Origin of the sequence: Tardiphaga sp. vice304, from assembly GCF_007018905.1 — a bacterium.
In the GTDB taxonomy this organism is placed as follows: domain Bacteria; phylum Pseudomonadota; class Alphaproteobacteria; order Rhizobiales; family Xanthobacteraceae; genus Tardiphaga.
The window spans coordinates 3,869,342-3,881,758 of the sequence record NZ_CP041402.1; the positions used below are offsets into that span (position 1 = coordinate 3,869,342).

Consider the following 12,417-nt stretch of genomic DNA (forward strand, 5'->3'; position numbering starts at 1 on the left):
TAAGCCCGCCGGCCTTCTCACCCGGCGGGTTTTCTACGTCTAAGCCTCAAAGGGCGGCGCGGTTCGCTCGTACGAGAAGGGATGGGCTGTATTAAACCCACATCTTGGACATTCGAACACCGGGCCAGTCTTCGGCCGGCCAGCATGCATTCCGACCGTCAACATCGGCGTCGGCGGGAATTGGCACTTGCACAGATCATATCCGAGTGCCTTGGCAACCTCTGCCTCGCCCAGTTTCGCATCCCTTTCCGCTTGCTCAAGCGTTGCCGTTATCGCGGCGCTCTTTGCATCGTCAGGCAGAAGATCCTTGGCGTCCTTTGCGAGACCGATGGCAGCACGGAGTGTGTCAAAACCGGCCTTCGCGTAGCCGAGACCGGCAACGATTGTCATTGGATCAGCCATGAAACTCCCCGAACCGAATTGATAAACCGGTAAACGCCATCTTCTAAGCTATTGATCCGACTCGCAATAGTCGTCGTCCAAAGCCCCATTTGCTACCGGATTGCTACCAAAGATCCTGAAAACGACGCCACCAGGCCGATCACGCCGCACCCTTGTTGCCACTCTCGACGCCGCCCGAACGATTGCCCAGCGGTGCTTCCGGAGTGGTTCGTCCTCCATCCTGGGATAACACCAGCGCGCCAGTTCGGCCGTCGTCATCTCGCGATCAGGATAGGTCATGAAGGCGTACCAGATGCGACGCTGAAGCCTGCCGCGACCGCGCAAGTCAACAAGCGCGGGGCCGCTCGCGTTATCACCGGCCGGCTGTGGCCCTCTATTCCCCACCTTGCCCCCTCTTCTGCAGTCCATCCAGCACCTTTTCGAACGCCATCTGAACCGCGTCTCTCTCAGCTTCCGCCCGTTCCCTGCGCCCTCGTTCTTCCCGCAGCTCCCTCTTGAGCTTCCTGAAGACAGCCGGCGGCATGCCCTTCAATTCGCCTGCCGCACCTGCCGCACTTGAGGTGCGGCAAAGGCTAGGCAAGTTAGGCACTGCCTCTGCCGCACCACCACCCCCCTTAGGGGTGTGGGGGTGGGGCGCGGCAAGACCTGGCGATAAATCAAGGTGCGGCAAATCAGTCTTCATTTGCCACCTGCACGAACTTTTTGATCATCCGCTTTTCGTCCAAATCTTCGACGACAACGAGACTGCCTGCTGCGAGCCAGTATTTAACCAAGCCGGTCGTTTTGGCCTTGTCAGCTTTGTTGTCGATGTTGAGAGCGAGTGCCTTGGCGACAGCGCGGCCAACCCAGTCTTTGGCTTGGTTGCTTTCCCTCCATTTCCCAGCCCGGATGATTGCCGCCGCCTTGTCGAAGTCAGCTCCCGTGACGCCTGCCGTGTGATCCGGCCACATCCAGTTCTCCACCACGCCAACACTGTCCCCGTCGTAATGCAGCGGACCCTTGCTGCCATTCCCAAGCTCGATGGAAACGATGCGGTACCAATCCTTCCCCTCAGCCGGCGGAGCGAGATTGGCCTTCCCGTTTTCAACCTTGAAATAGGCCCGGAAGTTCTCAACGCCCGCCTTGGCAGCCTCGTCTGCGGTCATTTTATTGATGATTTGCGCGGATCGGACAGCCGCTAGAAGTGCCACGGCGCCGCGACCGTCTTCGACTGTGGCCTCCGCTCCGTGTGTCTTTTTAGTATGGTGTATCAGCTCGATTGCGCTGTTTGTGGTGCCAGCAATGCTGGTCCACTTCTTGGCGACGAGGTCCATCGCCATGTTGTCGTTTTCGGTGACGCGATGGGACGACACGAAGGGATCGATTATCATCACGTCGATCTGGTTGGCGAAAATCGTATCGACAACGGCATTGACGACTGGGGTGGCAATTTTAGCGCCGGATTTTGAATCCTGATCAGCAATGACGATTTCCTGATCGCGACCACTATCGAGGAAAAGCCAACCTTCGAGTTCGGAGGCCTCGATGCCGTAGCGAAGACGTATCGCCGCGACACGGCGCTCCGTTTCTTCAAGAGGGTCTTCGCCGTTCCAATACCAGACACGACAACGCTGGCGTGGAGCGATCCCTAGGAGTGCCCGGCCGGTCGCAAGCGCAATTGCCTCAGTCAGAGCCAAGATTGACTTTCCAACGCCGCCGGCTGCAAACTTCGCGGAGCCGTACTTGCGGATCAAATGCGATCCGTAGAGAAACTCCCGTCGGGGAATTTCCTTTGGGTCGCGGCCAACGAACGGGGTGGCCGTGATCTTGTTAGGCTTCGGCGGCAAGATCGCTGGTACGGCGTCTGGGTACTTATCCCACCATCCCCGGATGATCTCCGGATCGGTACTGGCCTCGTCTGCTGGCACGAAGGGAGCGCCAGTGCGCGCGTGAGCGGGAAGCACAAGAAAACCATTTGCGGCCGCGTTGAGCGCGTCGAAAAGGTAAGCTGACTTTTCCTTCATGCGCACGCCTCCGCCAACTGTAGCGCGACAATCAGGATGAGAATCCCGCGACAATCAGGATGAGAATGCGCCGCTGCTGGGGTGACGAAGGGAGGGCGTAGCCCGACCGGAGGCACCCCAGCAGCGGCGTGTCGGCCCGAAGGGGCCTCATTGGCGGTAACGGCGGCTGGTAAAGCATCGGCTTCTCCTTCGAGAGGACCAGTGCTTTGGCCGGCCGGCATGTCACCGATCAACAAATGAGGCTTTTCATGAGCTTGCGTCGCAACCATTCGCCAGCCGTCGCCGCTGCAAAGGCTGGTTTCAGCACCTCCGCCGCCTACCGATACGAGAAGGATCCCCGACTTCCGACCCAGAAGAAGGCGCGCCGCGCACGCCGTCGAGCCGATCCGTTCATCGACGTTTGGGAGAACGAAGTTCTGCCGATACTGAGGGCCGCCCCCGGATTGCGGCCGATCGCCGTGTTCGAGGAACTATGCCGGCGGCATCCGGAACTGGGTTCTGGAACGCGGCGGACGCTCGAGCGGCGCATTCGGGCATGGCGGGCGGTGAACGGGCCGGATCGGGAGGTGATCTTCCGTCAGGAACATCCGCCGGGTCGCATGGGGTTGTCGGACTTCACCGAGGTCGCCGATCTCGGCGTCACCATTGCGGGCCAGTTGCTGGACTGCCGGCTCTATCACTTCCGGCTGCCTTTCTCCGGCTTCGAACACGCCCACGTCGTGCTCGGTGGCGAAAGCTTTGTCGCGCTGGCGGAAGGCTTGCAGAACGCGCTGTGGTCGCTGGGCGGGGTTCCGGAGCAGCACCGCAGCGACAGCCTGTCGGCCGCGTTCCGCAATCTCGGAGCCGATGCCAAGGAGGATTTGACGACGCGCTATGAGGCGTTCTGCGGCCATTACGGCATGACGCCGACCCGCAACAATCCCGGCGTATCGCATGAGAACGGCTCGATCGAAAGTGCGCATGGCCATCTCAAGAGAGCGCTGGCCGATGCCCTGCTGCTGCGTGCCTCACGCGACTTCGACGATCTTGCGGCCTGGCGGGGTTTTGTCGACGAGATCGTTGGCCGCGGCAACGCGCGCAATGCCAAGCGTATCGATCAGGAGCGGACGGCGCTGAAGAAACTGCCGGTGCGCAAGACCGCCGATTATGAGGAGGTCAACGTCGACGTCACGACCTCCAGCGCCTTCACGTTGCGCAAGGTGTTTTACTCGGTCCCATCCCGCCTGATCGGTCACCGGCTGCGCGTACGTCTTTATGACGACCGGCTCGAATGCTTCCAGGGCGCCACGCACATCATCACCTTGCGACGCGGGCGAACCCAGCCCAACGGCAAACACGGCCACGTCATCGACTATCGCCATGTCATCCATTCGCTGCGCCGCAAACCGATGGCGCTGCTCAATCTGGTCTATCGCGACCAGTTGTTCCCCCGCCGCGTCTACGCCCGTGCGTTCGACGCCTTGCTCGCCGGCATTGGCGAAAGACCAGCCTGCCGTGCCATGGTCGGGCTTCTGGCGCTCGCACATGAACGGGCCTGCGAGGCGGAGCTCGGTGCCGTGCTGCAAGCCACGCTCGACGACGGCATCCTGCCGGATCTCAAGGCGCTGATCGAACGCTTCCGACCGAAGGGCATGGCACTACCGGTCGTCGTCGTCACGCTGCCCTCGCTCGCTATCTACGACCAGATTGCCGCGGCTGTGGGAGAAGCCGCATGAACGCGACCGTCAAGATCGACGCCGCCCGTGTCGAATTGCTGCTCAGCGAACTGCGTCTGCCCGGCATCAAGCTGATCTGGGCCGCCCTGGCGGAAACCGCCGATAAGGAAGGCTGGCCCGCCGCCCGCTTCCTGGCGGCCCTGGCTGAACAGGAGATGGTGGAGCGAAACCGTCGTCGCTTCGAGCGTCATCTGGATGAAGCCCGCCTGCCGCCGGGCAAGACCCTCGCTGCATTCGACTTCGATGCCGTGCCGATGATCTCAAAGGCGCAGGTGCAGGCTCTCGCCGCCGGTGACGCCTGGCTCGACAAGGGCGCCAATCTGTTGTGTTTTGGTCCCCCTGGCGGCGGCAAATCGCATCTGGCAGCGGCGCTCGGCATGGCCCTGATCGAAAACGGTTGGCGCGTGTTGTTCACCAGAACCACCGATCTCGTGCAAAAGCTCCAGATCGCGCGCCGCGATCTCACGCTTGAAGCGGCGATCGCCAAACTCGACAAATATCACCTGCTGATCCTCGACGATCTGGCCTATGTGACCAAGGATCAAGCGGAGACCAGCGTTCTGTTCGAGTTGATCAGCGCTCGCTACGAACGCCGCTCGATGCTGATCACCGCCAATCAGCCATTCGGTGAATGGGGAAAAATCTTCCCGGATCAAGCTATGACCCTCGCGGCGATCGACCGCCTCGTCCATCACGCCACGATCCTCGAAATGAATGTCGACAGCTATCGCCGGAAAGAGGCTCTCGACAAGGCTCGTGGAGCCGGACGACCGCCAACGCGCGCGACAATCAAAGCGTCATCCTGATTGTCGCTCCACGACAATCAACTCTACAGCACGCGATTATCGCTTGCGTTATCGTCAGGCCGCGACAATCATCCCCACGCCGCGACCGCTAAATTGCCATCCTGATTGTCGCGCTTCCCATCCAGATTGACGCGCTACAGCCAACGGAATGCAGCAGAAGATCGGCAATTCCTTTTTGCCTCTCACCTTTTCGATACGCTGCCGCCAAGCTTCCTGTTGGTGAGGCAGCGACTCGATCAGAAGCACGTTCTTTCGGGGCTTTACAGCCATCGTGGCGGCATAACGATAAGGAAACGGATCAGGACCGCTGGTGATAAGAACACAGTTGTCGGCCGCCAGAATGGCGGCATCCAACGCTGCCGCGCCGAAAGCTTGCGGACCCCATGCAAAATGCATATCGTCGCCGATGTAGACAATCCACGGATTGCGGGGTAGCTCAAACGTCTCGCAACCTTGCGGAACGAGCGCCAAAGAAACGGCGAACGTAGCCACGGCGTCAAAGAGTGGAAAAAGATACTGCGAGCGGACAGCCGGATTTTTTTTGATAAATTCTCGCGTCTTATCGGCTGAATTTGAAATCGACACCGTCTCCGGCAGCAACACCGTCATTCCGTTTGCTTCAAAGATTATCGACATTAGGACTAGCCCTCCGGCTTGAGTGCGACAAGGCCGGCAGCGCCGATCTCAGTTATCCATGCAGCAGCGTCTTCGGCGCTGATGAGCCCGGCTTTCAGGGCAACGCCAATTGAGTTGATCTCTGTCTCGAAGAGTTTGGCGCGGATGCTCCCGACGCGAAGCGCGGACAGCATGTATTCTGTTCGATCGCTCATGCGCGGCCCTCCCCAAAGACCAGAGGGGCAATAATGGCAGCCATCGCAGCGCTGATGGCGCAGCGGCGGGTAATTCTGGATACTTGATATTCGCGGGTGGCTGCGCTATGTTCCGAATTGTCCTGGCAGACATCATTCGAAATCGGCTCGCCCTCAAAGCGGGCCTTTTTCATGCTGCCTCCATGCCGAGTTGCCGACGCAGTGCGGCGGTCGGCACTTTGAGCAACCGGCCTACCTTAATGGTCGGAAAGTCTCCTCGCTTCGCAGCGTCGTAGCTGCCGTTCCTACTCAATCCAAAACAAATACGACCTACGTCGGGTACGTCGGCGGTGGGGCTGGAAAGTAACTGAGACAGTTCCTGATTCATCTTCGTGGCCTCCGGTCTATTTAAAGCACGCACAAATCAGTGCGATAATTTAAAATAGGCCTTGAGTGCCCCTTGTCAAGGTTTAAAGCACGTGATATTTAGTGCTTTATAGTACAGAAATGGATTAGGTAGGATGGCAGACAAAGAAAAACGTCCACGAGGCCGGCCGGCTGTCCCGGCAGCCGACAAGAAGCGTCGCAATTTCACCTTTCGTGGCACCGACGAACTTCACGAACATATGTCGGCTGCGGCAGCAGCGAGCGGACGCTCGATGAGTGAAGAGATTGAGTGGCGGCTCGGCCAATCGTTCTTCATCGACTTTGTTGTGAAACGCGCGACCGATACCGCCGTTGCCAAAACCTTGGCTTACGTTGACGATTTGCGGGCCAAGGAAGACGCCGAGCGCTCTCGCCCACGATATTCACTTGCCGATCTGCACAAACTTGGAGGGGAAGAAAAATGAAGGGCTCTATTCGCGAACGCTCGCCCGGCCACTGGGCAATCATCCTCGATCAGCGCGACGCCGCCACCGGCCAGCGCAAGCGCAAGTGGCACAGTTTCGCCGGCACCAAACGGCAGGCCCAGGTCGAATGTGCCCGCCTGATTTCCGAGCTGAAGGGCGGCAACTATCTGGAGCCCAGCAAAACCACCGTCGCTCAGTTCCTCGATCGCTGGATTGACGACATAAAGGCCCGGGTTTCGCCCCGGACCCACGAGCGGTACGAGGAGATTGCCAAGAAAAACATCGTCCCGCTGATCGGCGGCACAGTTCTATCCGCGCTCCGGCCGGCTGCGATCTCTGCGGCATACACCAAGGCGCTAGCCGAAGGCCGCCGGGACGGATCGGGCGGACTGTCCCCTCGCACCGTCCACCATATGCATAGGATCTTGAAGCAGGCGCTATCGCAGGCGGTTCGCTGGGAAATCCTCTCCCGGAACCCGGCGGACGCGGTGGACCCGCCCAAGGTCGAAAAGAAGCCCATGCTGACCTATGGGCTCCCTGAAACGGTTGACGTGATCGAGGCCATGAAGGGCACTGACATGTTCGTGCCGGCGCTGCTGGCCGTCCTATGCGGCATGCGACGCGGCGAGATTGCCGCCCTTCGGTGGAGGAACGTGGATCTTGTCGCCGGACAGATATCGGTTGCCGAGAGCGCCGAGCAGACTAAGGCCGGCGTCCGGTACAAAGTCCCTAAGAGCGGCGCCGGGCGCACCCTAGCGCTCTCTGGCACCGTGGTAGACGAACTGAAGGCCCACCGCGTCCGGCAAGGCGAAGGCCTCCTGAAGTTGGGGGAAAAGCTAACTGACGCCAGCTTCGTCTGCGCCCAGGCTGACGGGTCCGCGCTCAAGCCGCGCGCCATCACCCAGGCATGGGTCAAGCTCATCTCTGGCAGTGAGGTGATTCGGCGCCGGTTCCATGATCTGCGGCACGCACATGCGACGCACCTGCTCCAGTCCGGCGTCCATCCCAAGGTCGCCAGCGAGCGGCTGGGCCACAGCAACATCGGGATCACGCTGGATCTGTATTCGCATGTCATCCCCGGCATGCAGGAAGATGCCGCGTCGAGGGTGGACGATGCGTTCAAACTGGCGAAAAGCGGCAGAAAGAACCCGATTGGGTAGCATTCCGGTAGCAACGCCACACGGAAGAACATTTGCAGACCAAGATTATTTAGCTTTATCAATGAGATGACTGGCAGGGGCGGTAGGGCTCGAACCTACGACAACCGGTTTTGGAGACCGGTACTCTACCAACTGAGCTACACCCCTAAGCAAACGGCATCGCTGCCGTTTCGCGCCGTTTGAAGCATAGACCGCGCCTGATTTGCAAGAGGCAAGGCGGCCAAAACGCAAATGGCGGGCGACGAACCAGGGCATCTGCCCGATTCGTCGCCCGCCATCCGGTAATCGTCTTATTCGATGATCGACGCCACCACGCCTGCACCGCAGCCAAGTGCGGTAGGCCGCACTTGGGAATCTTTAATTCGGTTGGAGCTTTCGGAGTGTCCGTCGATCATTCAATGATCGACGCGACCACTCCGGCTCCAACCGTGCGACCGCCTTCACGGATGGCGAAGCGCAGCTTCTCTTCCATCGCGATCGGCACGATCAGGTGCACTTCCATCGCGATGTTGTCGCCCGGCATCACCATTTCGGTACCTTCCGGCAGATGGACCACACCGGTCACGTCGGTGGTGCGGAAGTAGAACTGCGGACGGTAGTTGGTGAAGAACGGGGTGTGGCGACCGCCCTCTTCCTTGGTCAGGATGTAGGCCTCGGCCTTGAACTTGGTGTGCGGCTTCACCGAACCCGGCTTGCACAGCACCTGGCCGCGCTCGACTTCCTCACGCTTGGTGCCGCGCAGCAGCGCGCCGATATTGTCGCCGGCCTGACCCTGGTCGAGCAGCTTGCGGAACATTTCCACGCCGGTGCAAATCGTCTTCTGGGTGTCGCGGATACCGACGATTTCGATTTCCTCGCCGACCTTGACGATGCCGCGCTCGACGCGGCCGGTGACGACGGTGCCACGGCCCGAGATCGAGAACACGTCTTCGACCGGCATCAGGAACGGCTGGTCGATCGGGCGTTCCGGCTGCGGGATGTAGGCGTCAACCGCCTTCATCAGCTCGAGGATTGCGTCATGACCGAGCTTCTGGTCCGAGTTCTCGAGAGCGGCGAGCGCCGAACCCTTAATGATCGGAATGTCGTCGCCCGGGAAGTCGTACTTGGAGAGAAGTTCGCGAACTTCCATTTCCACCAGTTCGAGCAGTTCCGGATCGTCGACCATGTCGCACTTGTTGAGGAACACGACCAGCGCGGGCACGCCGACCTGGCGGGCCAGCAGGATGTGCTCGCGGGTCTGCGGCATCGGGCCGTCGGCGGCGGAGACGACGAGAATGCCGCCGTCCATCTGAGCCGCACCGGTGATCATGTTCTTCACATAGTCGGCATGGCCGGGGCAATCGACGTGCGCATAGTGGCGGTTGGCGGTCTCGTACTCGACGTGGGCGGTCGAGATCGTGATGCCGCGGGCCTTTTCTTCCGGCGCCTTGTCGATCTGGTCATACGCCGTGAACGTCGCGCCACCGGACTCAGCGAGCACCTTGGTGATCGCCGCGGTCAGCGAGGTCTTGCCGTGGTCGACGTGACCGATGGTGCCGATGTTGCAATGCGGCTTGTTACGTTCGAATTTTGCCTTGGCCATGATCCACCTTAGTTACGCCGCGCCCGTGCGCAGCACCGAACCGGCGGCTGGTTACAAGGGAAAACGGCCCTGTTCAAGTGCGAACTTGGCTGCCATTCTCGCCCGAGCATGCCGGTGAAGCCCCCTATGTAGGCCGGCCAAGGACAAGATCAATCACCGGGGAACGGGAGACGAAACATGACAGTTCAAAGTGCGCGCCAGGCCCCTGCGCAGACCCCTGCCCCGCGGACGCCGGCACTGCCGATGGCCGCCCCGCAGACGATCGGCCTGTCCCCTGCCCGCCTGGACGCCATGTCGGACGCCTTCCGCCGCGAGATCGACAAGGGAACCGCGCCCGGCGTCACCATGCTGGTCGGCCGCCGCGGAAAGGTCGGCTATTTCGAGAGCTTTGGCCGGCAGGCGCCGGAGGCGGACACGCCGATGGCCCGGGACAGCCTGTTCCGGATCTTCTCGATGACCAAGCCGATCGTCTCGCTGGGCATCCTCATGCTGGTCGAGGATGGCCATCTGCTGCTCAGCGATCCCCTGGCGAAATTCATCCCGGAGTTCGCCGATACCCGCGTCGGGGTCGAGTGCCACGGCCAGCTGGAACTGGCGCTGCTGCAGCGCCCGATCACCATCCAGGACCTGCTGCGGCACACCTCCGGCCTGACCTATGAGATCACCGGCAACGGCATGGTGCAGCGGATGTACCAGAAGTCGCGGCTGCGCGACCGCAGCCTCACCAACGCCGAACACGCCGCAATCGTCGCCGGCCTGCCGCTGATCTGCCAGCCCGGAGCGGAATGGAATTACAGCCGCTCCACCGACATTCTTGGCCGCGTCGTCGAGGTCGTCGCCGGCCAGACGCTGGGCGCGTTCCTGACCGAACGCATCCTCGCGCCGCTGCAGATGGCCGAGACCGGCTTTCACGCCGCGGCAGAGCATGCCGGACGGCTGGCCCAGCCATTCGATAAGGATCCCTGGACCGGCGACAAGGTCGCGCTGTTCGATCCGCTGGAGATTCCCAAGATGGAATCCGGCGGCGGCGGGCTGGTCTCGACGACGATGGACTATGCGCGGTTCTGCCAGATGCTGCTCAATGGCGGCACGCTGGACGGCACCCGCCTGATCGGCCGCAAGACACTGGCCTTCATGGCATCGAACCATCTCGCCGCGGGCGTCAAGGCCGACAGCCCGCTGCTGCCGCCCGGCCATGGCTTCGGCCTCGGCTTTGCAGTACGCACCGACGAAGGCCTGGCGCCGTTCGCGGGATCGAAGGGCCAGTTCTTCTGGAGCGGCGTGGCCGGCACGTTCTTCTGGATTGATCCTGTCGAGGACCTGTTCGCCGTGTTCATGTCGCAGGGCCCGGGCCAGCGCGAATATTTCCGCACGCTGATCCGCGGCCTGGTCTACGCGGCGGTGGAGTAGCGCCGCCGGTATCACGCCAGCTTGGTCGGCACCACTTCCGGCCCGGCCGGCTGATGCATCGCAGCGTGCGAGGCGTCCGCGATCCACGGCTGCTGGTTGACCATCGGAATCCGCCAGCCGGCATGGCCGTCGCTGGCAAGATGGTCGAGCCGCGTCACCGAGCAATTGTCGATGGTGAAGGCGAGGCCGCGGTCCGGCTGGTCGTTGAGCGCCAGGCCGATCGCGGCCTTGATGGTGCCGCCATGCGCGACTGCGACGATGTCCTGCCCGGCATGGCTGATATTGATGCGCTCGATGGCGCGACGCACGCGGGTGTACAGATCCATGAAACTCTCGCCGTTCGGCGACGGCTCATCGATCGGCGCGAACCAGTAGCTGCCGACCGCGATCGGACGGCTGGCGAAGAACGCCGCGCGGTTCATGCCCTGCCAGTCGCCGAGATGCTGTTCGGCCAGATCCGGCTCCTGCAGCATGGTATCCGGCTTAGGAAACCCGGCGGCCCAGATCGCATCCGCGGTCTGGTGCGTGCGTTTCAAATTGCTGGCAAACCACGCCGCCTGGCGCGGCAGGATGCGGCTCACTGCATTGAAGACAACGCGATCGCTGCAATCGCAGTCCATGTCCTTCTGGCCGTAGATGTTGCCGCCGTCGCTGCGCACCGGCGCATGGCGCACCCACCACCACCTGGTCGCGACGACGCCTTGGGGAACGCTGTGCTGCGCGACGAATGGCTTCTCGGCGTTGGACATCGCAATCCCTCTTCAATACTGTTTCAACCGCTGTACGTCAGTGCGCGCAACGTCTCAAGCCTCTTCAAGATGCATGCGAATTGCGAATTCCACGCGGCGGCACGCCGACAAGAACAACACAGGGAGCAACCCATGGGCCGCCTCGAAGGCAAATCCGTCGTGATCACCGGCGCCGGCAGTGGCATCGGCCGCGCCGCAGCGCTCTTGTTCGCCAAAGAAGGCGCGAGACTGATCGTGGTCGATCGCAGCGACTCTGTGCAGGAGACCGCGACGCTGGTCCGCGATGCCGGCGGCACCATCGAAGCCGTGACGGCCGACGCCGGTTCCGAGAGCGACGTGCAGGCCTTCATCGCCAAGGCGGTTTCCACCTATGGAAGGCTGGACGCGATCTGGGCCAACGCCGGCATCTCCGGCGGGCTGGTGCCGCTGGCGGACCAGACCGTGGAGCAGTGGCAGGAGATCCTGCGCATCAATCTGATCGGGCCGTTCCTCGCGATCAAATATGCGATGCCGCATATGGTGGCGCAGCACTACGGCTCGATCGTCTGCACCGCCTCCGTCGCGGGCCTGAAGTCCGGCGCGTCGGGACACCCCTATGCCGCGAGCAAGGCCGGCGTGATCAGCCTGGTGCAGACCACCGCTTATTCGCTGTCCGGCACCGGCGTACGGATTAATGCGGTGTGCCCCGGACTGATCGAAACCGGCATGACCAGGCCGATTTTCGACAATGCGAAAGACCGCGGCACCGAGAGCAAGATCGGCCAGCTCAATCCGTTGAAGCGCGCCGGCCAGCCGCATGAACTCGCCGCGATGGGATTGTTCCTGGCGAGTGACGACGCCTCCTACGTCAACGGCCAGGCAATCCCGGTCGATGGCGGGCTGACGGCGTCGATGCCGTATTCGGGGAAACCGATCTGACGGCTCCGGCGA

General features: G+C 61.7%; 13 protein-coding genes and 1 tRNA gene. 6 read left to right on the forward strand and 8 right to left on the reverse strand.

Going from position 1 to position 12,417, the window contains the following annotated elements; translation table 11 throughout:
* Positions 1-39: 39 nt before the first annotated feature.
* Together FNL56_RS18400 and FNL56_RS18405 are read right to left on the reverse strand one after the other, a co-directional pair.
* A complete protein-coding gene (locus FNL56_RS18400; RefSeq protein WP_143582226.1) occupies positions 40-402 on the reverse strand; it encodes a hypothetical protein in 363 nt (120 codons plus the stop codon).
* A gap of 671 nt (positions 403-1,073) precedes the next feature.
* Complete coding sequence (locus FNL56_RS18405) at positions 1,074-2,405, reverse strand: AAA family ATPase (protein WP_143582227.1); 1,332 nt, start codon at positions 2,403-2,405, stop codon at positions 1,074-1,076.
* 206 nt (positions 2,406-2,611) lie between these two features.
* On the opposite strand from FNL56_RS18405, the gene istA reads away from it, so the two are divergent.
* Both istA and istB read left to right on the forward strand, forming a co-directional pair.
* The gene (gene istA, locus FNL56_RS18410) at positions 2,612-4,120 is read left to right on the forward strand and encodes an IS21 family transposase (protein ID WP_143581760.1); all 1,509 of its coding nucleotides are present in this window, start codon (positions 2,612-2,614) and stop codon (positions 4,118-4,120) included.
* Entirely contained in the window at positions 4,117-4,926 is an 810-nt protein-coding gene (gene istB, locus FNL56_RS18415) for an IS21-like element helper ATPase IstB (RefSeq protein WP_143581761.1), read from the forward strand. Before istA ends, istB begins: the two co-directional genes overlap by 4 nt.
* 54 nt (positions 4,927-4,980) lie before the next feature.
* On the opposite strand, the gene FNL56_RS18420 is transcribed toward istB, so the two are convergent.
* From FNL56_RS18420 to FNL56_RS27795, 3 genes are read right to left on the reverse strand one after another with little or no spacing between them, the layout of a single operon-like run.
* A complete protein-coding gene (locus FNL56_RS18420) occupies positions 4,981-5,535 on the reverse strand; it encodes a hypothetical protein (RefSeq protein WP_143582228.1) in 555 nt (184 codons plus the stop codon).
* A gap of 32 nt (positions 5,536-5,567) precedes the next feature.
* Complete coding sequence (locus FNL56_RS18425) at positions 5,568-5,756, reverse strand: hypothetical protein (protein ID WP_143582229.1); 189 nt, start codon at positions 5,754-5,756, stop codon at positions 5,568-5,570.
* Positions 5,753-5,929: a hypothetical protein gene (locus FNL56_RS27795; RefSeq protein WP_168204675.1), complete on the reverse strand. Its 177-nt coding sequence runs from the start codon at positions 5,927-5,929 to the stop codon at positions 5,753-5,755. The genes FNL56_RS18425 and FNL56_RS27795 overlap by 4 nt, the downstream gene beginning before the upstream one ends.
* A 327-nt stretch (positions 5,930-6,256) precedes the next feature.
* On the opposite strand from FNL56_RS27795, the gene FNL56_RS18430 reads away from it, so the two are divergent.
* Both FNL56_RS18430 and FNL56_RS18435 read left to right on the forward strand, forming a co-directional pair.
* Entirely contained in the window at positions 6,257-6,586 is a 330-nt protein-coding gene (locus tag FNL56_RS18430; RefSeq protein WP_143582230.1) for a hypothetical protein, read from the forward strand.
* Entirely contained in the window at positions 6,583-7,746 is a 1,164-nt protein-coding gene (locus FNL56_RS18435) for a site-specific integrase (protein ID WP_143582231.1), read from the forward strand. The genes FNL56_RS18430 and FNL56_RS18435 overlap by 4 nt, the downstream gene beginning before the upstream one ends.
* Positions 7,747-7,817: 71 nt before the next feature.
* Here FNL56_RS18435 and FNL56_RS18440 read toward each other — a convergent pair.
* Positions 7,818-7,893 (reverse strand) — tRNA-Trp (locus FNL56_RS18440).
* Positions 7,894-8,137: 244 nt separating this feature from the next.
* Positions 8,138-9,328: an elongation factor Tu gene (gene tuf / locus FNL56_RS18445; RefSeq protein WP_143574309.1), complete on the reverse strand. Its 1,191-nt coding sequence runs from the start codon at positions 9,326-9,328 to the stop codon at positions 8,138-8,140.
* A 177-nt stretch (positions 9,329-9,505) separates the two neighbouring features.
* On the opposite strand from tuf, the gene FNL56_RS18450 reads away from it, so the two are divergent.
* Positions 9,506-10,738: a serine hydrolase domain-containing protein gene (locus FNL56_RS18450; RefSeq protein ID WP_143578083.1), complete on the forward strand. Its 1,233-nt coding sequence runs from the start codon at positions 9,506-9,508 to the stop codon at positions 10,736-10,738.
* 11 nt (positions 10,739-10,749) lie between these two features.
* Here FNL56_RS18450 and FNL56_RS18455 read toward each other — a convergent pair whose 3' ends face one another.
* Positions 10,750-11,487: a histidine phosphatase family protein gene (locus FNL56_RS18455; RefSeq protein ID WP_143574311.1), complete on the reverse strand. Its 738-nt coding sequence runs from the start codon at positions 11,485-11,487 to the stop codon at positions 10,750-10,752.
* A 132-nt stretch (positions 11,488-11,619) separates the two neighbouring features.
* On the opposite strand from FNL56_RS18455, the gene FNL56_RS18460 reads away from it, so the two are divergent.
* Positions 11,620-12,405, forward strand: a complete 786-nt coding sequence (locus FNL56_RS18460; protein ID WP_143574312.1) for an SDR family NAD(P)-dependent oxidoreductase — start codon at positions 11,620-11,622, stop codon at positions 12,403-12,405.
* Positions 12,406-12,417: the final 12 nt, after the last annotated feature.